This is a genomic window from Brevibacterium sp. 239c, assembly GCF_900169365.1.
Classification (GTDB): Bacteria; Actinomycetota; Actinomycetes; order Actinomycetales; family Brevibacteriaceae; genus Brevibacterium.
The window spans coordinates 27,006-52,426 of record NZ_FXZH01000026.1; the positions used below are offsets into that span (position 1 = coordinate 27,006).

At 61.4% G+C, this 25,421-nt stretch carries 21 protein-coding genes; 14 read left to right on the forward strand and 7 right to left on the reverse strand.

The annotated features are described in order from the left end of the window. Nucleotides 1-2 precede the first annotated feature (2 nt). The 6 genes from BSP239C_RS18250 to BSP239C_RS18275 all read left to right on the forward strand — a co-directional run bounded on the left by BSP239C_RS18250 (nucleotide 3) and on the right by BSP239C_RS18275 (nucleotide 6,094). Nucleotides 3-767 (forward strand): pseudouridine synthase, encoded by a 765-nt coding sequence (locus BSP239C_RS18250; RefSeq protein WP_257930278.1) that lies wholly within the window; start codon nucleotides 3-5, stop codon nucleotides 765-767. Continuing rightward, a complete protein-coding gene (locus BSP239C_RS18255; protein ID WP_101574774.1) occupies nucleotides 764-1,864 on the forward strand; it encodes a prephenate dehydrogenase in 1,101 nt (366 codons plus the stop codon). Before BSP239C_RS18250 ends, BSP239C_RS18255 begins: the two co-directional genes overlap by 4 nt. Continuing rightward, entirely contained in the window at nucleotides 1,861-2,520 is a 660-nt protein-coding gene (cmk, locus tag BSP239C_RS18260) for a (d)CMP kinase (protein WP_101574775.1), read from the forward strand. The genes BSP239C_RS18255 and cmk overlap by 4 nt, the downstream gene beginning before the upstream one ends. Further along, complete coding sequence (der, locus tag BSP239C_RS18265; RefSeq protein WP_101574776.1) at nucleotides 2,517-4,028, forward strand: ribosome biogenesis GTPase Der; 1,512 nt, start codon at nucleotides 2,517-2,519, stop codon at nucleotides 4,026-4,028. Before cmk ends, der begins: the two co-directional genes overlap by 4 nt. Beyond that, nucleotides 4,029-5,318 (forward strand): AI-2E family transporter, encoded by a 1,290-nt coding sequence (locus BSP239C_RS18270; RefSeq protein ID WP_101574777.1) that lies wholly within the window; start codon nucleotides 4,029-4,031, stop codon nucleotides 5,316-5,318. A 155-nt stretch (nucleotides 5,319-5,473) separates the two neighbouring features. Continuing rightward, nucleotides 5,474-6,094, forward strand: a complete 621-nt coding sequence (locus BSP239C_RS18275; RefSeq protein WP_101574778.1) for an L-threonylcarbamoyladenylate synthase — start codon at nucleotides 5,474-5,476, stop codon at nucleotides 6,092-6,094. Nucleotides 6,095-6,310: 216 nt separating this feature from the next. On the opposite strand, the gene BSP239C_RS18280 is transcribed toward BSP239C_RS18275, so the two are convergent. The 5 genes from BSP239C_RS18280 to BSP239C_RS18300 all read right to left on the reverse strand — a co-directional run bounded on the left by BSP239C_RS18280 (nucleotide 6,311) and on the right by BSP239C_RS18300 (nucleotide 11,086). Continuing rightward, on the reverse strand, nucleotides 6,311-7,015 hold the full coding sequence (locus BSP239C_RS18280; protein WP_101574779.1) for an ABC transporter ATP-binding protein: 705 nt from the start codon (nucleotides 7,013-7,015) through the stop codon (nucleotides 6,311-6,313). Continuing rightward, nucleotides 7,015-7,788, reverse strand: a complete 774-nt coding sequence (locus tag BSP239C_RS18285) for an ABC transporter ATP-binding protein (protein ID WP_101574780.1) — start codon at nucleotides 7,786-7,788, stop codon at nucleotides 7,015-7,017. Before BSP239C_RS18285 ends, BSP239C_RS18280 begins: the two co-directional genes overlap by 1 nt. Next, nucleotides 7,785-8,900 (reverse strand): branched-chain amino acid ABC transporter permease, encoded by a 1,116-nt coding sequence (locus tag BSP239C_RS18290; protein ID WP_101574781.1) that lies wholly within the window; start codon nucleotides 8,898-8,900, stop codon nucleotides 7,785-7,787. The genes BSP239C_RS18285 and BSP239C_RS18290 overlap by 4 nt, the downstream gene beginning before the upstream one ends. Next, entirely contained in the window at nucleotides 8,897-9,763 is an 867-nt protein-coding gene (locus BSP239C_RS18295) for a branched-chain amino acid ABC transporter permease (RefSeq protein ID WP_101574782.1), read from the reverse strand. The genes BSP239C_RS18290 and BSP239C_RS18295 overlap by 4 nt, the downstream gene beginning before the upstream one ends. Before the next feature lie 99 nt (nucleotides 9,764-9,862). Then, the gene (locus BSP239C_RS18300) at nucleotides 9,863-11,086 is read right to left on the reverse strand and encodes an ABC transporter substrate-binding protein (RefSeq protein WP_101574783.1); all 1,224 of its coding nucleotides are present in this window, start codon (nucleotides 11,084-11,086) and stop codon (nucleotides 9,863-9,865) included. A 485-nt stretch (nucleotides 11,087-11,571) separates the two neighbouring features. On the opposite strand from BSP239C_RS18300, the gene BSP239C_RS18305 reads away from it, so the two are divergent. After that, nucleotides 11,572-12,315, forward strand: coding sequence for an SDR family oxidoreductase (locus BSP239C_RS18305; protein WP_101574784.1), 744 nt, complete (start codon nucleotides 11,572-11,574; stop codon nucleotides 12,313-12,315). 75 nt (nucleotides 12,316-12,390) lie between these two features. Further along, entirely contained in the window at nucleotides 12,391-13,590 is a 1,200-nt protein-coding gene (locus BSP239C_RS18310) for an acetyl-CoA C-acyltransferase (RefSeq protein ID WP_101574785.1), read from the forward strand. Nucleotides 13,591-13,630: 40 nt separating this feature from the next. Here BSP239C_RS18310 and BSP239C_RS18315 read toward each other — a convergent pair whose 3' ends face one another. After that, complete coding sequence (locus tag BSP239C_RS18315; RefSeq protein WP_257930279.1) at nucleotides 13,631-16,297, reverse strand: HNH endonuclease signature motif containing protein; 2,667 nt, start codon at nucleotides 16,295-16,297, stop codon at nucleotides 13,631-13,633. Between the two features lie 282 nt (nucleotides 16,298-16,579). Here BSP239C_RS18315 and BSP239C_RS18325 point away from each other — a divergent pair, with 282 nt between their 5' ends. From BSP239C_RS18325 to BSP239C_RS18340, 4 genes are all read left to right on the forward strand, one after another. Then, nucleotides 16,580-17,896: an MATE family efflux transporter gene (locus BSP239C_RS18325; RefSeq protein ID WP_101574786.1), complete on the forward strand. Its 1,317-nt coding sequence runs from the start codon at nucleotides 16,580-16,582 to the stop codon at nucleotides 17,894-17,896. Next, nucleotides 17,893-18,588 carry an N-acetyltransferase gene (locus tag BSP239C_RS18330; protein ID WP_180959099.1) on the forward strand — a complete coding sequence of 232 codons (696 nt, stop codon included), beginning with the start codon at nucleotides 17,893-17,895 and terminating at the stop codon, nucleotides 18,586-18,588. Before BSP239C_RS18325 ends, BSP239C_RS18330 begins: the two co-directional genes overlap by 4 nt. 245 nt (nucleotides 18,589-18,833) lie before the next feature. Next, nucleotides 18,834-20,048 carry an amidohydrolase family protein gene (locus BSP239C_RS18335; protein ID WP_101574788.1) on the forward strand — a complete coding sequence of 405 codons (1,215 nt, stop codon included), beginning with the start codon at nucleotides 18,834-18,836 and terminating at the stop codon, nucleotides 20,046-20,048. 138 nt (nucleotides 20,049-20,186) lie between these two features. Continuing rightward, nucleotides 20,187-20,687 carry a DedA family protein gene (locus BSP239C_RS18340; protein ID WP_101574789.1) on the forward strand — a complete coding sequence of 167 codons (501 nt, stop codon included), beginning with the start codon at nucleotides 20,187-20,189 and terminating at the stop codon, nucleotides 20,685-20,687. A 30-nt stretch (nucleotides 20,688-20,717) separates the two neighbouring features. Here the strand turns inward: BSP239C_RS18340 and BSP239C_RS18345 are convergent, their stop codons facing one another. Continuing rightward, nucleotides 20,718-22,118: a sugar porter family MFS transporter gene (locus tag BSP239C_RS18345; RefSeq protein ID WP_257930281.1), complete on the reverse strand. Its 1,401-nt coding sequence runs from the start codon at nucleotides 22,116-22,118 to the stop codon at nucleotides 20,718-20,720. A 282-nt stretch (nucleotides 22,119-22,400) separates the two neighbouring features. Here BSP239C_RS18345 and BSP239C_RS18350 point away from each other — a divergent pair, with 282 nt between their 5' ends. Together BSP239C_RS18350 and BSP239C_RS18355 are read left to right on the forward strand one after the other, a co-directional pair. Then, on the forward strand, nucleotides 22,401-23,831 hold the full coding sequence (locus tag BSP239C_RS18350) for a sodium:proton antiporter (protein WP_101574790.1): 1,431 nt from the start codon (nucleotides 22,401-22,403) through the stop codon (nucleotides 23,829-23,831). Further along, a complete protein-coding gene (locus tag BSP239C_RS18355) occupies nucleotides 23,828-25,096 on the forward strand; it encodes an MFS transporter (protein ID WP_101574791.1) in 1,269 nt (422 codons plus the stop codon). The genes BSP239C_RS18350 and BSP239C_RS18355 overlap by 4 nt, the downstream gene beginning before the upstream one ends. Nucleotides 25,097-25,421: the final 325 nt, after the last annotated feature.

Here is a 25,421-nt window from a genome sequence, read left to right on the forward strand (position 1 = left end):
ACGTGCCGACCGGCACGGGCGATAAGTCAGATGCCCATGTCAGCGGGGGTGTGAGACTTCAAAAGATCCTCGCCGAGGCGGGCCTGGGCTCACGTCGTGCATGTGAGCAGCTGATCCTCGACGGACGGGTCGAAGTGGACGGTTCCATCGTGACCGAACTGGGCACCCGAATCGACACCGAAACCCAGGCCGTGCACGTGGACGCAGTGAGAATTTCGACACAGACCAAGAAGGTCTACCTCGTGTTGAACAAACCGGCCGGAGTCGTCTCCACGATGAGCGATCCGGATGGTCGACCCTGCCTGGCCGACTACGTGAAGAATCACGTCGAGCGTCTCTTCCACGTCGGACGACTCGACACCGAGACCGAGGGCCTCATCCTTCTGACCAATGACGGGGAGCTGAGCAACCGACTGGCTCACCCGCGCTACGAGATCCCGAAGACCTACCTTGCTCAGGTCAGGGGACAGCTGGCCAAGGACGTGAGCTCGCGCCTGAAGGCCGGCATCGACCTCGAGGACGGCTTCGTCAAGGTCGACGCATTCAAGCTCGTGGACTCGACGCCAGGCAAGTCCGTGGTGGAACTGACCCTGCACTCGGGGCGTAACCGGATTGTGCGCCGACTCCTCAAGGAGGTCGGCAATCCCGTCGAGCGTCTGGTGCGGACCAAGTTCGGTCCCATCACGTTGGACGAACAGCGACAGGGCAAGATCCGCCCCCTGCGTTCGGACGAGATCGGCGAGCTATTCGAGGCCGTCGGCTTGTGAGAATCCACATCATCGGCACCGGTTTGCTGGGCGCAAGCCTGGGACTGGCGCTGAGTGCACAGAAGTACCAGGTCAGCCTCGAGGACACCTCACCGACGGCGCAGCAGCTGGCAGCCGACCTGGGGGCAGGGACGGTCGCCTCCGAGGCCCCCGATGCCGAGGATCCGCAGATCGTCGTCATCGCCACCCCACCCGACGTTGCGGCCCACACCATCGCCACAGCGTTGGCGACCTACCCGAATGCCACCGTGACAGACGTGGCAAGCGTCAAGACCAGCCTGCTCGAGTCGGTGCGCGAACTTGTCGAACGCAGCGATCTCGACCGCTACATCGGGTGTCACCCGATGGCCGGTCGGGAGAAGTCGGGAGCGATTGCCGCCCGGTCGGACCTATTCACGGCCCGACCATGGGTGATCTGCTCGGATGAGGACACACCACAGGACCGCCTCGGCGAGATCGTGGCCATGGCGGAAGCCACCGGTTCCTCGGTCATCCACCTCGATCCACGCATCCACGATGCCGCGGTCGCGAAGGTTTCCCACGTGCCGCAGGTCATCGCCTCACTGGTCGCCTCCCAGCTGCGTCATGCGCCGCTGGAAGAGGTCGCACTGGCAGGGCAGGGGCTGCGTGACGTGACTCGGATCGCCGCTTCCGATCCACGGCTGTGGACGCAGATCCTGGCCGGGAATTCCGAGGAGATCCGCTCCGTACTGCTGGATCTGCGGACCGAGCTCGACGAAGTCATCACGGCTTTGGAACTGGGTCCGGGATCGACCGGTGCGTTGGCCAGGGCCATTGCGTTGGGCAACGAAGGGCACGAGCGGATCCCGGGTAAGCACGGACAGGCGCCGACCAAATATGCTGTAGTTACGATCCTGGTTCCCGACACCCCGGGAACCCTGGCCACACTGTTCAAGGACATCGGTGACCTGAACATCAACGTCGAGGACTTCCGGATGGACCACGCGCCGGGGCAGAAGCTCGGAATCGTCGATGTCTCCGTGGTGCCGGCCACCCAACAGGAACTTGAAATCGGTTTGTTGTCGAAGGGATGGCAGATTCCCGAATCCGCCATCGAGAAAGAGGGAATTGCATGAGCGTCGTCGCCATTGACGGACCAAGCGGGGTCGGCAAGTCGAGCACCGCGAAGGAAACGGCCCGCCGATTGGGCTACAGCTACCTCGATACGGGTGCCATGTATCGCGCGATGGCTTGGCTGTGCCTCAACCGGGGCGTGACCGACCCGGTCGACGTCCTCGAACAGGTGCGCGGGGTTGATCTGGAGATCTCCATCGATCCGGACGAATTCTTCGTCTCCGTCGACGGAATCGACGTCAGCGAGGAGATCCGTGACCCCGAGGTCTCGGAGAACGTGCAGACCGTGTCTGCCGTCGTCGACGCCCGCGAAGAGCTCATCGACATGCAGCGGACCATCATCGCAGGCGCACCCGAAGGCATCGTCGTCGAAGGCCGTGACATCACGACCGTCGTGGCGCCGGATGCCGAGGTTCGCATCCTCATGACCGCCCGTGACGAGGTCCGCGTGGCCCGTCGAGCCAAGGAGCTCCATGGCAACGCCGACGCCGAGGCTCTCGCCGCCACCCAATCCCAGGTCACCGGCCGTGACGCCAAGGACTCAGTGACAACGAGTTTCCTGGAAGCCTCCGAAGGCGTCTACACACTCGATACCAGCGACATCGATTTCGACCAGGTGGTCGAAACGGTGCTGCAGCTGGTGAAGGACTCACAATGACTGAATCAGAATTTCACGAGAACCCGGATGAGCATCTGGCCGAACGTCTCGAGAGCATCAGCGACGAAGAAGCCGAGAAGAGGGCGACAGCCCTCGAAGCCGGCCTCCAGAGCTATGACCTCGAAGACGAGGACCGGGCACTGCTCGACGCCTACGGCTTCGACGTCGAGGAAGAAGAAGCTCGGGGTGCTGACCCTGTCCTAGCTGTCGTCGGTCGACCCAATGTGGGCAAATCGACCCTGGTCAACAGGATCCTCGGCCGCCGCGAAGCCGTGGTCGAAGACGTTCCCGGAGTCACCCGTGACCGGGTGAGCTACCGGGCGGAATGGAACACCAAGGAATTCACCCTCGTCGACACCGGTGGATGGGACTCGGATTCCAAGGGCATGGCCTCTCGCATCGCGATCCAGTCTGAGATTGCGGTCGATATGGCCGACGCTGTGGTCCTCGTCGTGGATGCCACGACCGGACCGACCGCGACCGATGAACTGGTCGTGAAGATGCTGCGGAGGAAGAAGAAGCCCGTCATCCTCGCCGCGAACAAGGTCGATGACGAACGCGGCGAGCTCATGGCCGCCGAGCTCTGGGGCCTGGGCCTGGGACAGCCGTGGACGGTGTCCGGGCTGCACGGTCGCGGAGTTGCTGACCTCCTCGACGAGGTGCTCAACATCCTGCCCGAGGTCTCTGCCGTCGAAACCCGGGTCGAAGAGGGCGGACCACGCCGAATTGCCTTGGTGGGCCGCCCGAATGTCGGAAAGTCCTCCCTGCTCAACCAGCTGATGGGCTCCGACCGTGTGCTCGTGGACAATGTCGCAGGCACCACCCGCGACCCGGTCGACGAACTCATCGAGCTGGGTGACAAGCAGTGGCGTTTCGTCGACACAGCCGGCATCCGCCGTCGTGCACATCAGGCCAGTGGCGCTGATTTCTATGCGGCTCTGCGTACGCAGACAGCGTTGGAGCGCGCCGAGCTGGCTCTCGTCCTCCTCGAGGTTCAAGAACCGCTGAGTGAGCAGGACGTCCGTATCGTCACAACCGCCGCCGAGGCTGGTCGTGCCGTGGTGCTGGCGTTCAACAAATGGGATCTGCTTGACGACGAACGTCGCTACTACCTCGAACGCGAGATCGAAAAGGACCTGGCACACGTGGCCTGGGCCCCGCGAGTGAACATCTCCGCTAAAACGGGTCGCCATGCCGACAAGCTCGTACCCGCGATGGAGACGGCACTGGAGGGATGGGACACACGCATCCCCACAGGTCGACTCAACGCCTTCCTCGGCGAACTGGTCGCCGCGAATCCCCACCCCGTGCGTGGAGGCAAGCAGCCCAGGATCCTGTTCGGGACCCAGGCACAGTCTCGTCCACCGAAGTTCGTGCTCTTCACCTCCGGTTTCCTCGATCCGGGGTATCGTCGTTTCATCGTGAGGCGTCTGCGTGAGACGTTCGGGTTCAAGGGAACCCCCATCGAGGTGTCGATGCGCATCAGGGAGAAGCGGAAAGGGCGCTGAGTGAGCGTTGAGGGGCAGACCCACGAACAGCCGCAGGCGCTGACTTCGGAGCAGCGCCCCTGGCATGCGAGCCAGCCTGCCAGGGTACTCGTCATCGCACTGACGATTGCCGGTCTCGCATATGCCCTGATGTTCTTCAGAGGACTTCAGGACATCGTCGCTCCGGTGTTTCTGGCGCTCAACTTCTACATCGTCGTCTACCCGCTGCAGAGGTACCTGACCCGGCTGAAGGTACCGCGTGCAATCGGTGCCACCATCTCGGTCCTCATCGTGCTGGTGATGATCTTCGGCTTCTTCGGGCTCACAGCGTGGTCTGTCGCCGAACTCGTGATCCTCATCCCCAGCTACGGGGAACGGCTCGTTGCCACCTATCAGAGCGCCTTGGCGTTCCTGTCCGATATCGGTGTCACCTCCTCGGTGCTCGAAGCGCAGTTCAAGCAATTCAACGTCAAATCCCTCATCGACGCCGTCTACCCGCTGTTGACCAACGTCTCAATGGTTGCGGGCCTGCTCACCACTGTGGTGATGGCGGTGTTCTTCGTGGCCATGGATTCCATGGGCATCGACAAACGTATGCTGATGCTCCTCGACGCCAAGCCCTCGCTCTCGGCCTCACTCGGCGGCTTCGCCCGCGGCGTCCGACGTTACTGGATCGTGGCGACGGTCTTCGGTCTCATCGTTGCTCTTCTCGACGTCATCGCTTTGGCGATCATCGATGTGCCGCTGATCTGGGTGTGGGGTGTGCTCGCGTTCCTGACGAACTACATTCCGAACATCGGTTTCGTCATCGGCCTCATTCCTCCAGCACTGCTCGCGCTCGTCGATGGCGGCTGGCAGGCGGGCTTGTGGGTCGTGATCGCCTACAGCGTGCTCAACTTCGTCATCCAATCGATCATCCAACCGAAGTTCACGGGGGAGTCGGTCGGAGTCACCCCACTGGTGTCTTTCCTGTCGCTGCTGTTCTGGGTGTGGGTGCTCGGATGGCTCGGTGCACTCCTCGCACTGCCTGCGACACTTCTGTTGAAGGCGCTGCTCATCGACGCGGATCCGAAGGCGAAATGGGTGAACATTCTGCTCGCTTCGGACCCGGGAACCGCGAACACATCGACGAAGGTCCCTCCGGTGTCACCAGCGTCCGAAACATTGGGCGACACCCTTGGATCGCCTTTGGAGAAGTCTGATTCGGAGGGTTCGGCGGACTCGGCGGGTGAAGGTTCGGCGGCTGAGGATGAAGCCTCGACGACGACCCCGGTCGAAGGCGAGCAGGACACGTCCAAGCCCACGAGCTGACTCGAAGTGTCGGCAGGCGAAGTCGCCGGCAGACGCTACCGTGCCTCCGACTGTTCTAGGTCTCAGGTACAGGGACCAGATACAGGGACGAAGAATTGTTCGATCGATTACGTCATGACTCTCGCCTCGTATGCTGTGAGTGGTTAGCATGAGGTATGGCGACCTTACTGAATATTCATCCTGAGAACCCACAGAACCGAATGATCGACAAGGCCGTGGAGATTCTGTGGAACGGCGGACTCATCGCCTACCCCACAGACTCGGGCTACGCATTGGGCTGCGCTTTGGACAATAAGTCCGGAATCGAACGGATCACCCGAATCAGACAACTGGACGCGAAGCATCACTTCACACTGATGTGCCGAGACTTCGCACAGTTGGGGCAGTTCGTCATCGTCGACAACTCGGACTTCAGGGTCATCAAGTCAATGACTCCGGGACCCTACACGTTCATCATGAAGGCGACGAAGGAAGTTCCACGTCGCATGATGCACGCCAAGAAACTCTCGGTTGGCGCACGCATTCCGCAGAATGTGACAGCTCTGGCTCTCGTCGAAGCAATGGGCGAACCCATCCTGTCATCGACCCTGCTGCTTCCCGGCGCCGAGGACCCGCTGACCCAGGCAGACGACGTCGTCGATCAGATCGGCCACGAACTGGATGTCGTCATCGAATCCGGAGTTCCGGGAAACGTCCCGACCTCCGTCATCGACTTCACCGGACGGGAACCAGTCGTGGCACGAGTCGGGGCGGGAGACGTCTCACGGTTCGAATGAGCCGCAGCGTTCCTTCAACCCAAGCCGGCGTTCGGTTCGACCTGTGCTGCCCCGAACTGAGCCGCAGCGTTCCTTCAACCTAAGCCAGCGGCGATTCGACCTGTGTTGCTCCGTCACGTTCGCGGAGCATCACAGGTCGAAGTCGCCAGCGAGCTGATTGCGTAGGGAGCCGTGTGCGGGCTGTTTGCGGACGCGGGCTGTTCGCGCACGCCGCGCTCACAACCCCAGGTAGGCCGCCTGCACTTGCGGATTGTCGAGCAGCTTCTCGGCATCATCGGCAAGCACGACCCGTCCTTCTGCCAGCACATATCCACGGTGAGCGATCGCCAGTGACGCCTTCGCATTCTGCTCACTGAGCAGCACGCCGATTCCGTTCCTGTTGATCTGTGCGATCGACTCGAGCACCTGCTCGACAACCAGGGGAGCCAGTCCCATGGACGGTTCGTCCAAGATCAGCAGACTGGGGTCTGACATCAGCGCACGACCGATCGCCACCATCTGCTGTTGTCCACCGGACAGGGATCCTGCCGGTTGGGCTGACTTCTCCTTCAGGATAGGAAACAGCTCGAGTACTTCGCTCAGGATCTCCTCGGTGCGGGTGCGGTCCCTGTGCGGGTACGTGCCTAACCGGAGGTTCTTCTCCACCGACATCTTCCCGAACAGGTGTCGCCCCTCGGGACAATGTGCGATGCCGCGTTTGACGATGGTGTTCGGGCGCGTTCGTTGGATCGTCTGCCCGTTGTATTCGATCGTTCCCGAACGAGTGCGCAGAAGTCCGCTGATGGTCTTGAACAAGGTGGTCTTTCCCGAACCGTTGGCACCCAAGATCACCGTCAACTCACCGGGCTGGGCAGTGATGCTCACCCCGTGCAGCACGTTGGTTGCGTCATACCCGACGCTCATGTTCTCCAGCGAGAGCATCAGTTCTCCTCATTCTGGGTCGATCCCAAGTAGGCGCGAATCACGTCCGGATTGCTCTGGATCTCCGAGGGGGAGCCGATCGCCAGCTTCTGACCGTGATCGAGAACGAGGATCGTGTCCGCAAGCCCCATAATCATCGACATCTTGTGTTCGACCAGCAGCACCGACACCCCGCGACCGGGCAGGGAGCGAATGAGATTGCCGAAGTCCGTCGTCTCCTCCTCGGGGATGCCTCCAGCCGGTTCATCGAGGAGTATCAGTTCGGGCTCGGTTGCCAAGGCCATGGCGACAGCTGTGCGCTTCTGCACTTCCTGCGGGACATTAGACGCCAGATCGTGGCGGAATTCGGAAACACCGCAGAATTCGAGTGCCTCGAGAGCTTTGTCATGGTTGAGTGCGGATTCGCGGCGATGTCGCGGAGTATGGAAGATCGCGTCGAAGACATTGGACTTGGAACGGACGATGCGACCAGCTAGGACGTTTTCCAACAGTGTGGAGTCGTCGAAGAGGTGCGTCGTCTGGAATGTTCGTGCGATTCCTCCGCTGACCGAGTTGTGCGGTGACGAGTGGGTGATATCGCGACCGTTGAAGGATACGCTCCCAGCGGTGGGGCGGTAGAACCCGTGGATGAGGTTGAACAGCGTTGACTTGCCGGCCCCATTCGGGCCGATCACGGCAGTGATCTGTCCTTCCTGCACATCAAGATCGACGTTCTTCACGGCATCGAGTCCGCCGAAGCGTTTTCCGAGGCCTCTGATTTCGAGCAGCGTCACTTCTTCTCCTCCTCGGTCGTGGTGATGGTGTCTGCAGCAGTTCCCCGGCGACCAGCAGCGTCGGTGCCGGTCGAACCCCTAGCAGGAGTGGATCCGTTTGCCTGGTCAGAGTCGTTCGCTCCAGCAGAACCATCCTTGCGGGCAGATCCGATTCGTCGCTTTCGCGCTCGCTTGTCGATGAACCCTCCCAGATACCCCACGATTCCACGGGGCGCGAAGATCACAAGAGCGATGATGATGGGGCCGAGCACGATGAACCGGTAAGCCTGGAAGTCTTGGAAGAGTTCGAACAGGAAGGTCACGATCATGGTGCCCACGAGCGGTCCAGCGACGGTGCCCATTCCTCCGACCAGGATGAACATCAGGAACTCGAAGGTCTTGTCTACGGTTGCAGCGTCCGGGCCGATGAAGCCGACGACGGAGGCGTAGAGGCCACCGCCGATGCCGCCGAAGAAGGCCGATGCGGCGAAGGCGAGTTGTTTGCTCAGCCCCACATTGACGCCGATCGCATCGGCAAGGTCTTCGCTGGTTCGGATCGTCAGCAGCGTGCGCCCCACACTCGAGCGACGGATCGCGTAGGTGATGTAGACACTTGCCAGCAGGATGATGAAGACGAGATAGAACATCGCCGTCGGATTGCTGAAATCTACGATGTCCCCAGCCTCGGGGAATTTCACATTGTTGACGCCGGAATGGGCGTGCGTCACCGACTCCCAGCGACTGATGGTCAGGTAGATGATGAAGCCGATGGCCATCGTGAAGATGGCGAAGTACTCGTCTTTCGTTCGCAGGGCGATCAGACCGGATAGGTACCCGATGGCAGAGGTGCCGACCACGCCGACGACGAAGGCCTGCCAGAACGGCCAATCGAAATCGGTTGTCAGCAAACCGACTGCATATGCACCGATACCGAAGAAGCCGCCCTGGGCCAGCGACAGCTGTCCCGTGAAGCCGAGGATGATGTTCATTCCGTAGACGGCGATCGCCGAACACAGGCCGATGGTGATCACGCGCATGATGTAATTCTCATCGCCGAAAGCCACCGGAGTCAGGGCGATGATGAGAAGCACGGCTAGGGTTCCGAGGATGCGGGGATTCTTCAGCGCATTCATCGCTGCACCGCCTTTGCGAACAGGCCCGTGGGTTTGATCGCAAGCACCCCCACCAGAACGACGAAGGCCACTGCTTCGCCGACAGCCGAAGAGATGTACGTCGAGGTCATCGTCTCCGCTATCGCAAGAGCGAAGCTGCCGACGATGGCACCTGGCAATGATCCGAGCCCGCCGAGGATGATGATCGCGAACACCTTGAGGTTGAGCGAGTCACCCATCGTGGGGGAGAGGAGGTTGATGGGAGACACGAGGCCGGCCGCGATGGTGACCAGAAGCGCGGACAGACCCAATGTCAGCATTGAGACCATGGCGGGGTTGATTCCGACCAGAGCCGCGCCGGTTCTGTCCTGCTCGATGGCTTCAATCGTCTGACCATGGATGGAGCGTTTGATGAACCAAGTCAGCAGAGAGAGCACGACGATCGCAGTCACGATGATCACGATGCGCTGTGCGGAGATCTCGGCGCCCAGAATATGCAGGCTTCCGGAGAGCGGTGTCTCCATTCGTCGAAAGTCGGCGCCCCAGATCGCCTGTGCTACGGCCTGGAAGAAGAACATGGCGCCGATGGCCGCAATCATGTGATGGGTGTGCGGAGAGTTGCGCAGAGGGTGGAAGACCAAGCGTTCGAGCAGCACGCCGAGGACGAACAGGACGAGTGCTGCAATGCCGATGGCGGCCACATAGGGCACACCTACCGTGGTCAGAAAGAAGTACGTGACATAGGCGCCGAGCATGTACAGCGAACCGTGCGCGAGGTTGGGTATGCGCAGGACGCCGAAGACTAAGGTGAGACCGATCGCGGCAAGGCAGTACACACCGCCGAGCGCAACGCCGTTGAAGAGCTGTTGGATGAAAAGGGTCATGAAGCGAATCCTCACAGGACGTCAGACGGCGCCACAGCGGGGTATGAAGCTCATACCCCGCTGCGGGAATCGCCGACAATGGTGACTAGACGGTGGTGACTACTTGGTGTCGGATACCTGGTCGACGGGAACCTTCATGTACTTCTCGTCCTTGTTCAGATAAGTGATATCCAGGTCGGGGTTGACCAGATGGCCCTGATCCGAGATTTCGGTTGGGAAGCCGTTGACCTTGTACTTGTCATCGACCTTGCTGAGGGCGTCGGGCACTGCAGCCCGGATCTTTTCCGGATCGCTGGTTGTGCCTGCGACTTCCATAGCCTTGGCGATGATGGCGATGCTCTGATAGTTCAGCGCAGTCTCACTGGTCGCCACCTTCTTGTCACCGGCAACTTCCGCGAAATGCTTCAGGAAGTCTTTTGTACCCGGATCCTTGTATTCTTTGACGGGAAGCACCCCGACGGAGTTCGTCAGGTTCTTGAGCTTAGTCACGGTTGCCATCTCGTCGAGCTTCGCCTGGTCCATCACGAGGAAGCTGCCCTTGAAGCCCTGCTTCTTCGCCTCTTCCATGATCAGCGCGGTCGGCTGCGAGGGACCACCGACGAAGATGCTGTCCGGTTTTTCGGACAGGGCCTTCGAGACTGGGCCTGCGAAGTCAGACACGGTGGCGTAGTCAATGCTGTTGTCAGCCCCGATCTTGCCGTTCGCCTTCTTCCACTCGTCCGTGATCGCCTTCGTCCACTGCTGACCGTATTCGCTCTGGGTGCCGAGGAAAGCCAGCTTCTTCCCGCCGTGCTTCATTCCCTGTTCGGTGAACGGCTTGGCATACGACTCGAAGTTCGGCGGAATCATCATCGTCAGCGGATTGTCGGACTGCACGATTGCAGGATCCGAGGTGTACGCGGAGATCATGAACTTCGATCGCCCATCGTTGATCTGCTGGATCGCTTTGATTGCGCCGGCATTGGGGGAGACGACGACTGGGGCTTTGTCCTGATCTGCCAGTCGCTGTGCGTTGCTGGCCGCTGTGGACGGCGCATACTTGTCGTCGAGTGACTTGAGCTCGATGGTGACCTTCTTCCCATCGACTTCGAGCCCGTCCTTGTTGAGATCGTCGACAGCCATCTGAAGGCCCGTCTGAACGTTCTCTCCGTAGGCAGCGCCGCCGCCGCTCAGGGGGCCTGTATAGCCGATGACGACCGACTCATCACCGCCGGAGTCGCCGCTTCCACCGCCCCCACCGCACGCGCCGAGTGCCAGTGCAAATGTGCCGATGACGGCCGCAGCAAGCACAGGACGGCTCGCCCTTCTCGGGATTGAGGTCATCTTTTCTCCTTTGAAAAGTGAGACGGAGCGACAGTGCTCCTCAAAATTGTCGGGATGCCTGAACGGAAGCCCGGAGCCTATCTGAACGATTATTCGATTGAGGCTTAGAATGGAACCTATACATCATCAAATGTGATGTCAATCGCTTTATAGAAATCTCTGATTCTGCTCTCGGCGTTACCGCGCTGCAATCTGGTCCGCTTGCGCGGGTGCTTCTGCAGTGGTCTTTGTCGGAGTCGCCGGAGCTCGGACGGTCGCCGGACGCAGGTCAGTCGCCGGACGCAGGTCGGTCAGGGAGCGAACGGAAGGCGGTAGGAAGCAGAGCCGTAGCAGGGCGGAGGCCGAGCGCGAGCCGAGATCCCTCTATTTTTGAGCAAACAATCGTTCAGTAACTTTTGTGGTCTATTGTGGAAGCTGCGAGAGGGAGATCCAGGTCACTCTCGCCGCAAGCTAACCACGAACCATCATTTCGGAGGAAAATCGTCATGACTCGGACAGCAATCGTCACTGGCGGCGGCCGCGGCATCGGAGCCGCTATCGCCCAGCGCCTGGCATCGGACGGAATGAACGTCGCGATCCTCGACATGGGCCCTACTGAAGACTCGGTCAAGGCTGTCGAATCCGCAGGTATGAAGGGGCTGGGAGTAGATACCGATGTCTCTGACGAAGCCTCCGTCGAATCCGCTGTGAAGACTGTTGCAGAGACTCTCGGTGCACCAACCGTTCTCGTCAACAACGCCGGCATTCTTCGGGATAATCTGCTCTTCAAGATGACCCACGAGGAATTCCAGAAGGTCCTCTCCGTTCACCTCGGCGGGGCGTTCCTGATGACCAAGGCCGTCCAGTCATACATGGTCGAAGCGAAATTCGGGCGCATCGTGTCGATGTCGTCGACATCCGCACTGGGCAACCGCGGTCAGACGAACTACTCTGCAGCCAAAGCAGGGATCCAGGGGATGACTAAGACGTGGTCGATTGAGCTCGGCAAGTTCGGAGTCACCGCCAATGCGATTGCCCCCGGTCTCATCGAAACTGACATGACCAAAGCCACCGCAGAGCGCATGGGCGTGAACTATGAGGACTTCATCGCAGCAGGAGTCGGACAGATTCCTGTGGCGCGCACAGGCAAGCCCGAAGACATTGCTCACACAGCATCATTCCTCGCCTCCGAGGGTGCCGGCTTCGTTTCCGGACAGGTCATCTATGTGGCCGGAGGCCCGAAGGACTGACCCGGAGCGAAATCTGGTCCCACCACCATCGCGGCGAACTCAGGTCCGACGCACCTCACTGAAGAAAGGCTCGCCATGCGCGAAGCAGTCATCGTCTCCACCGCCAGAACTCCGATCGGAAAGGCGTACAAAGGGGCGTTCAACAACACTCAGGCCCAGGAATTGGCGGGCCATGCCATTTCCCACGCAGTCTCACGCGCGGGGCTGGAAGGAGGCGAGGTCGAAGACGTCGTCTTCGGTGCCGCACTCCAGCAGGGCAGCCAGTCCACCAACGTCGCTCGGCAGGCGGCACTGCGAGCAGGTCTCCCCACAACTGTCCCCGGTATGACGATCGATCGTCAGTGCTCCTCGGGGCTGATGGGAATCGCGACCGCAGCGAAGCAGATCCTCTTTGACGGTCAGGAAATCGCAGTCGGCGGCGGCGTTGAGTCGGTATCGCTGGTGCAGAACGACAAGATGAACATGTACCGGGCGCAGGACCCATGGCTGGTCGAGCATGTTCCCGGAATCTACTACCCGATGCTCGCCACCGCCGAGGTGGTCGCTGAGCGGTATGGCATCAGTCGTGAAGCGCAGGACGAATATTCGCTGTCCTCGCAGCAGAGGACCGCAGCCGCTCAGGAGGCCGGCCGCTTCGACGATGAGATCGTGTCGCTGCCGACGACGAAGATCGTCGTCGACAAAGAGACGAAGGAAACCTCGACTCAGCAGGTGACCCTCGAGCGTGACGAGGGCAACCGCCCCTCAACGACGTTGGAGAGCCTGGCGGGGTTGAACCCTGTGCTCAAGCCCGGCGATGCGTCGAAGGTTCCGAGCATCACTGCGGGCAATGCCTCGCAGCTGTCCGACGGTGCTTCTGCATCGGTGCTGATGTCGAGTGATGAGGCGAGCCGCCGAGGTTTGGAGCCGCTGGGCATCTACCGAGGTATGGCAGTGGCCGGCTGTGATCCCGACGAAATGGGGATCGGGCCCGTCTTCGCTATTCCCAAGCTGCTCAAGGCGCAGGGGCTCTCGATTGATGACATCGGACTGTGGGAACTCAACGAAGCCTTCGCGGTGCAGGCACTTTACTGCCGTGAACGTCTGGGGATTGATCCTGAGAAGTACAACGTCGACGGTGGCGGTATCTCTGTCGGTCACCCGTACGGTATGACCGGTGCCCGTCTTGTCGGTCACGCGCTCATTGAAGGTCGTCGTCGGGGAGTCAAGTATGTCGTCGTCACGATGTGCATCGGCGGAGGTCAGGGCGCTGCAGGTCTCTTCGAAGTCTGCTGAGCCAACGTAGCCGGCTGAAGCAACATCATCTGGCGAGCCGTCAGAAGGGCGGTTGCTCACCTGTGTCCCAGAACCACTGCTTTGTGTTCTGATCGGGCTGGCTGGAGAAGGGGTCGACGTATTCGGCCCAGCAAGGGGACTGGCCTTCCCCTGCAGGATCAGTCGTCGACTGCGCAGTTTGTGACTGCGTGGTCGGCGGCTTTTCTTCTGCCGTCGCGGACTTCTTCTGTCGGTCGTCTTGCCCCGGGGAAGTCTTGGCATCAGACGGGGCAGCTCTCCTCGAGGAAGCAGCTTTCGTCGGGGTGTCAGCCGGTGGTTGGGTGGCTCCTGGCGGTGGTACATCTGTCGAGCACGCAGCCGGCGGTGGGGCGGTCGTTTGAGGTGGGGGTGTCGCGAAGTACTTGACGAAGAGCTTGGCGTGCTCGACATTGATCGGATTGTCGGGCGGTATGACCTCGGTGGTGATTCCGTGTCTGAAGATGTATTCGAGCCGCCCATGTTCGGTCATTCTGACTGAGAACTTCCGGTCCGTCTTCGCCTGGTGGTGGAGTTTGCAGAGGTTGTGCAGGTTCCCGAATCGGGTGTGGCCACCGGTCTTTGGGCTGGCGTGGTCAAAGGGAATGATGTGGTCGACTTCTGTGAGCTCGGCACGTTGGGTGCATCCGGGCATCGTGCAGTTCATCCACTGGGCTGCCAGGGGCTGGCGGATGCTGTTGGGGATCGTGTAGCTGGTTGCCTTTGCGTCGAGTGGCGTGCCGGTCGCCGGATCGGTGAGGATACGTGTCCATGTCGATGCATACGCGGCGAGCCTGCGCGCCATGTCAGCTGGAAGTGGAGAACCGTCAGGAAGCATCCCGGCCAAATCGCACACATCTGCCTCTTCAGTGTCTACGGGTGGGGATTCGCTGTTGCTTTCCGTCTCCGGTGTGGGAGAAGCTGCTGCGCTTGCATCGTCACCGGAGGCGCCGAGGACTTCGCTGAGCAGCGTGAGCATAGGGACGGTGATCGTCGTCCGAGCCTGATGGGAGAGCCAGTATTCGTGGGTGGGTAGGTCGAGGAGAACCTCGTAGCTGACGGCACATGATGATCCGTCATACGGGGGTGAGGAATCAGCGTCGAACGGTGCCTGCGGATCGGCTCCTGGTGGCCAGAAAGCTTTACCGGGTGCCGGTCGACTGTTGTTCATGGCTTCGAAGAAGCGCGGGTCGCGCAGCCAGTAGTCGGACCCGGCCTGTCCCTGACTGGCAGTATGTTCCTGGCTGTCGCCGTCGGCCGGTGCTGACGTCTCGTCGCTCATCTGTCCGAAGGTTCGTTCGATGTAAGCGAGCATCGATTCCTCGGGCGACATAGGGACACCGTCAGGTCCTGCGAACAGGCCATCGATCGGAAAATCCGTGCTTGATGTGTCCCCGGTCGTGGTGTTGTTACTGGTGATGCGAAGTTTCAGCTGGGGTCGGGTGCGAGTGAGTATGTCGAACATCAGCGCATCGATGCCGCGATCATCGTCGAACTTCTCTTCCGGGTTCAGCTGGTCGTCGAATGCTTCGATGTTTCCCTTGTAGACGGCTCGAGCGAATGCTTCGACCCTCCTGTAGCAGGCGTGGAGTTCTGGAGCTGGCCCGGTGAGAGTGAGATAGGCGGTCCCGTCATCGCCCGTGCTGATGTCGACCCGGCGGCGGACCGCAACCTTCTCAATGGTTTCCTGCGCTGGTTGAGTCGCCGCGATCTTCAGTGAGAGGGAGCGCTTGAACGTTTCGATTGTGATGTCTGCTCGCCTGTCGGCGAGGTAGTCATCAATGCTCGGCAGGTACCGGAACGCGACGTCTCTGCAACGACGGGTCACGAAGGCAACATGTTCGATGGTGAAATCACCATCGATGCAACGCTGGTGGAACTTCGGAAGTCCGTGCACCAAAGTCATCGCAGAGGTGATGTGCTTATAGGCTCCCGACGTGGTGGCGCCGAGGAGTGTCGAATACTCGCAGATGTCTTCAGCCCAGGCGTATTGATGCGTCCAGCCATTGAACGTCGACGAGGGTTTGAATGCCGGGAAGTCTGGAAGCGGCTCCGGATACTCTCGAGCATCCCGCTGCTCACGACGCATTCTGCGGCCAGCTCCGCGGTCCTTCTTTCGGCTCGGGGCCGACGAGGCGCCCGGGGCTGACGAGGTGCCCGAGGCCGACGAGGTGCCCGAGGCCGACGAGGTGCCCGAGGCCGACGATGTGCTCGAAGCTGACGGAGTAGAGACAGTGGGAGATTGTTCGCCTACGGACGCAGCAGTCCCGCGATTCGCAGTCTCGCCGTCACTAGCTTCGTCACCTGCATTGTCGTTACTGTCAGCGCCGTTGTTACCATCAGCCCTGTCCTCGCTTGCTGTGCTGGCTGCGTCGGCGCTTGCCGTGGCACTCGTTGTAGAACCGTTGCGGGTGCGTTTACGGCAGCGACGAAGAACGGTCTCCGCAAGAGACGCGAAGTCGTAGGGAATCGTCAGGTCGGGGCCGGCAAGTCCGAGGTAGTGCGCAACCTCGCGGACGAAGATGCCGCTGGTGGCATCCAGCGCCGCAAACTGCGCCTGGTCGCTGCAGGCGTAGACGGCCGAAAGGTCCCTGAACGGGGAGTCCTCGTCGATATCGAGGCAACGGCCACTGGAGGCTGACGAACTGGTGTCGACCGAACGCGCACCGGAGTCCGAACTGTCGTCGTTCATGTGCTTCATTGCGTTGCCCCCTCTCCACTGCTCTGTGAAGTGCGTCTGATGGCATTGGCACCTATCTGCAGTATATCTGGTAATAGAACCGATAGATAGAGAGATTCGAATAAATAAAGAAAGAAAATAGAAGTTACGCTCGAAACTCACTATCGAGTGACCTCTATAGCATCACGAAAAGGTGCTTGTCGATCACTATCATCATCTAGATGTGCTTGTTGTTATATGCTCTCATTCGGCACTGACATGGAGGGCAGAGCCCCGATTCGTTAGACTCGGTCTGTGGCAGCGATCGACAAAGACATTCTCCGACTGGCACTTCCGGCCCTCGGAGCGCTGATCGCCGAACCCATCTTCCTGCTCTCTGACACGGCCATGGTCGGCCACCTCGGCGCCGGTGCTCTGGGATCGTTGGCGATTGCGTCGACGATCCTGCAGACCGTCCTCGGACTGATGATCTTCCTCGCCTACGCCACGACGCCTCGGGTCGCCAGGCGAATGGGTGCTGGGGATCGCCCCGGTGCCATCAATGCGGGCTTCGACGGTATCTGGCTCGCACTGTGCACCTCGGTGGTGCTCTTGGTCATCGGATTGCCCCTGCTCAAACCACTGATCGCCGCGTTCGAGCCCGGCTCCGAGATCGCCGAGGGCGCACACTCCTACCTCGCCATCTCCTGGTGGGGACTGCCCTTCATGCTCGTCGTCATCGCCGCCACCGGGCTGCTGCGCGGGCTCCAGGACACGCGCACACCACTCATGGTGGCGGCGGCCGGATGCATCGCAAACATCGGGTTGAACGCGCTCTTCATCTACGGCCTCGACATGGGCGTCGCGGGCTCCGCGCTGGGCACCGTGATCGCCCAAGCCGGCATGTGCTCCGTCTACGTGGTGATTTCGATCAGAGCGGCACGACGATTCCACGCCACGCTCCGGCCCGACTGGTCCGGGGTGCTGTCCTCGGCGAAGACCTCCGGGTGGCTGTTGGTGCGCAATGCGTCCCTGCGCGCAGCACTGATCATCCTCATCTTCCTTGCCACGGCCATGGGAACGACCGAGCTCGCCGCAATCCAAGTCGCCCAGAGCCTCTTCTTCGCCCTCGCGCTCGCCCTCGACTCACTGGCCATCGCCGGCCAGGCCCTGATCGGACTGCAGCTGGGCGCACGGAAGGTCGACGCGGTGGCCGCGATCAATCGCAGGCTGTGTCTGTGGGGCGTCGTCTTCGGCATCGTCGTCGGACTCATCCTCTTCGCAGGTGCCGGAATCATTCCCAGCGGCTTCTCTTCGGACCCGGCTGTCGTCGCACTGATGACGAGCCTGCTTCCCGTGCTCGCCCTGAGCATGCCCATCGCCGGCTATGTCTTCGTCCTCGATGGTGTCCTCATGGGAGCCGAGGACGCCAGATATCTCGCTCTGGCACAATTGGTTGCAGTGGCCGGATATGCGATTCTGCTGATTCCGATCGTCCTCTACTGGCCCGGTGCTCTGGGACTGTGGGCTGCGTTCTGCATTGGCTTCGTCGGCCTCCGTGCGCTGACTTTGGGATGGCGCGTGCGCAACCGCAGGTGGATCGCTCGGGCGGTCGAGAAAGGAACCTCATGAACGAACGTCAGAATCAGGAGCCCGCCGAGGTGGGCCGCCGGTCCGCACTCAAATCGAGGATCCGTCCGTTGAGCGCGCAGACCCCGGACGAGGTGTTTCTGCCCTTCCTCGACCTGTGCTTCAACTGGTCGATGGACAAACCGCGGATTGAGGTCGACGAGCTCCGCGAGCGTGACGATGCAGCCTTCTACTTCAAGGACTGGGGACGCGACGGTGACATCGCGGTCGCGGCCTATGCGAAGGCCCCGAACGGAAGAGAATCCTCCGAAGACTCCGCTGCCGGAGAATCCGCCCCAGAGATCGTCGGTCTCGCGTGGCTGCGGCTGGCCGCATTCGATGCCGTGATCGAGAAATCGAACGAGGCCACCAGCACCACCACCGGCACCACCGGCACCACCGCCGGCACCACCGGCGGCACCACCGCCGAGGTGGGGTCGCGGTTCACCGGATACGGCTGGGTGGCCGCGGACATTCCCGAACTGTCGATGGCGGTCCTGCCCGAGCACCAGTCCCAGGGCATCGGCGGCATGCTCCTCGAAGTCGTGTGCACATTGGCGAAGATGAGCGGATTCCCTGCCGTCAGCCTGTCGGCCGAAGACGGAAACGGCGCGGCTCGCCTCTACCACGACCACGGATTCGTCACTGTTGGACGCAATGGGGATGCAGACATCCTCGTACGTCAGCTCAAGTAACCGAGCCAGGGCCGGACAACCTCGGCGAGGCTACAGCCGGACAACCTCGGCGAGGCCGAAGTGTCGAGGAGGACGTCCTACAGGTGTGCGTCTCGGACCGTGAACATCTTCACTATGGTGTATGCACTTCACTATTCTTAAGCCGGAGCATGACGAGACGCAGATGTCCGTGATAGAGCTGAACCACGGGCATGAAGCACGTCGCCCGCACGATTTTCAATGATGAAATGATGAGGAGAACGCCAATGGTCACAGTCTTCAAGAACGCCAAGGTCTTCGACGGAACCAGGTTCCTCGCCGGGCTGCGAGATGTCGTCGTCGACGGGGGAGTGATCTCTGCGATCACCGAGGGCGGTCAGGGCTCACATGATGCCGGTGACAGCTATGTCGATTGCGCCGGCCAGACGATCATCCCCGGCGTCATCGACGCCCACGTGCATCTGATGAGCACAGGCGCCAACAACTCTTCGTCGTTCCATGATCCGTTCTCGCTGCAGTTCTACAACTCCGTTCAGAATATGGAGAAGACGCTCAAGGGTGGGGTGACGACCGTGCGCGATGCCGGTGGCACCGACCTCGGCGCGAAGGTTGCTATCGAGTCGGGCGTCGTCCGTGGGCCTCGCCTGTCGATCGCGATCAACATCATGTCCCAGACGGGTGGGCATGGCGACTTCCACTTGGTCTCCGGCGCCGATTCTCCGTTCCTCGCCCCACACCCGGGCCGGCCCTCAGGCGTGGCCGATGGGCTCGAAGGCGTGCAGCGCAAGACTCGCGAGCTCCTACGGGCCGGCGCCGATCACATCAAGATCTGTTCGACCGGTGGTGTGCTCTCACCGCGAGATGATCCTCGACACTCCCAGTTCACCGAGGCAGAGATCGCCGTCATCGTCGCCGAGGCGGCCGCCCAAGGTGCGCACGTCATGTCCCATGCCCAGGGCGCACCAGGAATCAAGAACGCCGTCCGCGCAGGAGTGCGCTCCATCGAACACGGCATCTACCTCGACGACGAAGCCATCGACCTGATGCTCGAGGCCGGCACCTTCCTGGTCCCGACCCTGCAGGCTCCGCAGGCAGTGATCAAGGTTGCCGAGGCTGGTTCGGCCCTGCCCCAGTCCGTGGTCGACAAGGCCCACTCGGTCATCGAGGCTCACTATGAGTCGATCGCGAAGGCCCATGAGGCGGGGGTCAAGATCGTGATGGGCACCGATGCTGGTGTCGGCCCGCATGGTGAGAACCTGGAAGAGATCAGTCTCCTCGCGGGAGTCGGCCTCTCCACGACTGAAGCACTCGCAGCCGGAACGTCCGTCGCAGCAGAACTCCTGGGCCACGACAACGTCGGCCGGATCGATGTGGGGGCGCTCGCCGACCTCGTGGTCATCGACGGAGACCTCAGCACCCAGGACGTTAAGGGGATCGAGTCCCGAGTGAGCTCGGTGCACCTGGGCGGCGAGCTCGTCTGAGGCGAGACTTCCGGCGGCTGTGTACCGGGAGGCGAGAGGACGCCAGGTGAGGGCAGACTAACCTCACCTGGCGTACAATCGTGGCGTGAGCAATCGAAACCATCCGTGCAGCGCCAAAGGCCGGGACGACGAGTCACGATGAACCCTCTGAATTGGTCATTTCCCATCGTCGTCACCTGGCTCATCCTGTTCGGCATCATCCTGGCCCGCGCAGGCGGAACGTTCCTGCTGGGACGATTGGCGCGCAGAGGCATCCGAAAGATCGAACGCATCGATAGGATCATGTCCGGCCCGAAATATCGGAAAGCTGAGGCCGCGATCGAGCGTTATGGCGCACCGGTGATCGCCCTGAGCTTCCTCATGATCGGGGTGCAGACCGTGCTCAATCTGGCTGCCGGAACCAGCGGCATGAGCTACCGTCGCTATCTGCCCGCGCTCGTCGTCGGCGGTTCGCTGTGGGCACTGATCTATTCGACGGTCGGACTCATCGGCTTCAAGGCCTTGGCCACCGCCTACCAGGCTGAGCCTGGACTGACGGTCGGATTGGGTGCCTGCTTCGTGCTGGCCATTGCCGGCCTGCTCATCGGGCTGAAGAAGAAGGACGCGCAGACCGAGTCCGCCGCCGATAGCCCGGCGTGACCAGGCCACCCCGGCACAGCCTCGGCGGATTCAGTCGCGCGGATGTACGGTGAGCTCCTCCGTCATGTCCTCCAGCTCGATTCCCTTCGTCTCGGGCACCTTCCACCAGACGAAGAAGAACGAGAGCATCGCGAAGAACGCGTAGAAGCCGTAAGCCAAGGTCAGGCTGATATCGGCGAAGATCGGGAATGTCGTAGAGATCGCGAAGTTCGCGATCCACTGGGCTGCGGCAGCCACAGCCAGGGCACCGGCACGGATCCGGTTGGGGAACATCTCGCCCAGCAGCACCCACACCAGAGGGCCCCAGGTGGCACCGAATCCGACAACGAAGACATTCGCTGAGATCAGCGCGATGATCGACCACGGAGCACCCAACTGAGCACTGGTGGTGCCATCGGCCGCGGTGGCGAGTTCGGCGAACGAGAACGACACCGCCATCGTGGCCAAAGAGATTCCCATCAGGAACGAACCGACCAGCAGCATTTTGCGACGCCCGACCTTGTCGACGAGCAGAATCGCCACGATCGTCACGACGATGTTCGTCACCGAGGTGATGACGGAGGTCAAAAGGGCACTGGACTCATCGAATCCGACCGACTTCCACAGCGTCGTCGAGTAGTAGAAGATGACGTTGATGCCGACGAACTGCTGGAAGACGGACAACAGGATTCCGATCCAGACGATCGGCTTGAGGCCGAACCATTTGCCGATGAGGTCTTTGAAGGACTCTTTGTCTTCGCGTCGGATCGAGTCGCGGATCCGTTCGATAAGAGAATCGGTGTCGGTGACTCCGGTGAAGACACGCAGAACTCGTGCGGCCTCATCTTCTTTGCCACGGGCCACCAGGAACCGTGGGGACTCCGGAAGGCCGAGAGCCATGAGCCCGTAGACCAGAGCCGGCAGCGCCTCGACCATGAACATCCAGCGCCAGGTCTCGATTCCGAACCACAGAGGATCGGCGGCTCCGCCGGACAGCGAGGCCAGGAGCGCGTTCGACAGGAGGGCCGCGAAGATACCGGTCACGATCGCCAGCTGCTGCAGCGAACCGAGGCGACCGCGCACCCGGGCGGGGGACACCTCGGCGATATAGGCAGGAGCGATGACGGATGCGGCACCCACGCCGAGCCCGCCGACCATACGCCAGATGATGAGATCCGTGACCCCGAAGGCCAGTCCCGAGCCGATGGCGGAGGCGAAGAACAGGGCCGCGGCGACGACCATGACCGGGAGTCTGCCGTAGCGATTGGCCAGAGAGCCCGCGAACCACGCACCAAGTGCGCAGGCCAACAGCGCCGAGGAGACCGCGAAGCCCTTCAGCCCGGCACTGAGGGCGAACTCCTCGGCCAGGGCGTCGACGGCGCCGTTGATGACAGCCGTGTCGAAGCCGAAGAGGAACCCGCCCAGCGCAGCCGCCAGCGAGATTCCGACGATCCGGGAGTTCACCCGTTCTCGACCGTGCAGTCTGACTTCTGCGGACGATTCGTTCTGAGACAAGCGGGTCTCCTCCTGAGGATGACATTCGGCGCACGGGGCGAATGCGATGTCGATGAGCTGCACCCCCACGCTATGCCACCGACAAGCTGTTGAGCACGCGACTGTCCGAGACGTGGGTCACTGCGGGGATTGGATCCGATTGTCAGTAGAGTGGTGCCACGTCAACGTCGACGAGCTCGGTGGAACTCGTCATCACCAATATGAGAAAGGGACCGCCGGATGGCTGTTGCCTGGTGGAGTATTCTCCCGTTCGTTCTGCTGTTGGGTTGCATCGCGGTCCTGCCGCTCATCCCGGCCACTGAGAAGATCTGGGACCGCAACCTCGTCAAGCTCATTGTGGCGTTGGTCCTCGGTGTTCCCATCGCCGTGTGGTTCGTCATCGGCGGAGCCGGTTTCACCGTCTCCGAAGCCTTGGTGGAGTACTTCCAATTCATCGTCTTGGTCGGCAGCCTGTTCGTGGCCTCGGGAGGAATCTTCCTCGTCGGCGACATCAAGGCCACGCCGAAGAACAATACGATCTTCTTGGCGATCGGCGGAGTGCTGGCATCGTTCATCGGCACTACTGGTGCGGCCATGCTCCTCATCCGGCCGATCCTCAACACCAACCAGGACCGCAGACACCGGACCCACACTGTCGTCTACACGATCTTCATCGTGGCCAACTGCGGCGGACTCCTGACCCCGCTGGGGGACCCGCCCCTCTTCCTCGGGATGCTGCGCGGGGTTCCGTTCGAATGGACCTTCGGACTGTGGCCCTATTGGCTGTTCGTCAATGCGCTGCTCCTGATCAGCTTCTACGCCCTGGATCGCAAAATGTATGCGAAGGAGCCCGCCGAGGGGCTGGCGAAGGATGCGGAGTACGCCACCAAACTGGGGCTGCGCGGGGCGAGCGGACTCGCCTTCCTCGCCGTCATCATCATCGCCGTCGCGTTCATCCCCTCGATCGACATGCATGCGGTCGAATCCGGACATGCAAGCGTGTCCCAGTACGTTCCCTGGCGTGAGCTCGTCATGCTCGCAGCGGCCATCGCATCATTCCTCTTCGGAGACCGCGGTGCCCGCTTCAACCTCAACAAATTCACGTGGGCTCCGATTCTGGAAGTCGGAGCACTGTTCATCGGCATCTTCCTCACGATGATGCCCGCACTGGCCTATCTTGGCCAGATCGCACATCGGATCCCGCTCAATGAGATCTCCCTGTTCGTATTCACCGGTGGTCTGTCCTCGGTGCTCGACAATGCTCCGACCTATGTGACTTTCTTCGAAATGGCCTCTCAAGTGCCGGGAGAGCCACGGGTGGCCGGCGTCGCCGAGACTCTCCTGATCGCGGTGTCCCTGGGTGCAGTCATGGGCGGAGCTCTGACCTATATCGGCAACGGCCCGAACTTCATGGTGAAATCCGTCGCGGATTCGGCCAACGTGGAGATGCCGAGCTTCGGCGGCTATGTCGGGTGGTCGATGGTCCACCTGGCCCCGATCCTGGCTGCGATGGTGCTGCTGTTCATGACCGACGGTGTGTGGTGGAAGCTGCTCGGCGTTCTGGTGACCCTGCTCGTGCTCGGGCGGGCCAGTCTGAATGTGCGGGAAGGCAGACTTGAGTCGAAGAAAGGAGCGAGCTCGAACGACCGGGCCAGTGAGCCCGGCGAATGAGCCATCGGCCCAACTCCGGTGTACGCCCGCTTGCCGGCGTCGGACTCTACTTCGGCTGCAACGGCCTAGTGTTCGCGGCGCTGCTGCCGTGGTATCCGCTGCTGGTCGAGCGGCTGGGACTGAACTCCTGGGAGTTCGGGCTCGTCGTCGCATCGTTCGCCCTCGGTGCGATCGTCTCCTCTGTTGCACCAGCACACCTGATCTCACGGTTCGGAGCCAATACCGTCGTCATCGGGGGTACCGTCCTGTTGGGGCTGTCTGCTGCGGCCACCGCGTGGTCCGTCAACGGTCTGATGATGGCCGTGTGCCTCTTCTTCGTCGGCTTCTTCGATGCGATCGTGGATGTGGCCCAGAACGTCGTCGGCATCGGGGTGCAGGAGAGCCAGTCGCGCGTCATCCTCTCATCCATGCATGCGCTGTGGAGTCTGGGCGGACTCGTCAGTGGCGCGGCCGCCACGGTTGCCGCGGCAAATGGCATGGATATGAGGGCGTACCTGGGACTGATCATGGTGGTGTCCATCATCGTGATCATGCTCGCACGTCGGCTGGTCGGAGACGCCGACGCTCGCAGTCATCCAGAGAACTCCGGTGGAGCTGACGACACCGGTGCTGATCACGGCGCCGAGGCTGGTGTTGTTGAGGGTGCCGAGGCAAGTGCTGACGCAAGTGAGACAGCAGGTGCCAAGCGACCCAGTTCAAAGCGTGCCATCCTGCTTATGGCCCTGCCGTTGGCCGTCGTGGCAATCTGTGGGACGGCGGTCGAAGATATCGCGAACAACTGGTCCGCGATCGCCGCGGTGGAATTCGGCGGTGTACCCGTAGCCACTGCCGGGATCGCATTCAGCGTGGTCATCGGCAGCCAATGCCTTGGTCGCTTCAGCGGCGACCTCCTCGTCCAGCGTTTCGGTTCCGGTCGGATAGCTCGCCTCGGGGGAGGTCTCATCGCGGTTGGTGGGATTGGTGTCGTCGCCGCCACCGAGCCGGTTCTGCTGTTGGCAGGTCTTGCCTTGATGGGATACGGCTCAGCGACGCTTGTCCCGGGCGCGCTCGGGGCAGCAGCTCACATTCCGGGTGTGGGGCGGGCCGGCGGCGTGACCCTGGTCAACTGGATCATGAGGGTCGGCTATCTGGGGACCAGCCCGTTGGTCGGAATCATCGCCAGCATCGGCAGTCTGCGCTGGGGGCTGTCACTGCTGATCGTCATCGGTGCAGTCACAATGATCTTCGCCGGCCGGCTCGGAACTGTGCCGAGGCGATCGGACTGAGAGTCGCGTGTCGCGTTACAGGTCAGAACGTGTGCACGATGTCGTGAGACATACCCCTGAAAGTGTGCACGATGTCGTGAGACATGAGTGAGTCAGAAATGAGAAATGTGCCGCGACATCGAGTGAACGATGTCGCGACACATTCCCCCGCAAGCGGGAGGGACCCCCTCATGGTCGGGCTAGCGGTGTCTGGTTGCACGACATCGTTCACTCCTGTCTCACGACATCGATCACTGACTGTGTCACGACATCATGCACACCCTGTGTCGCGACATCCTTCACCACCTGTCTCACGACATCGTTCACACATGAAGGACACAAACAG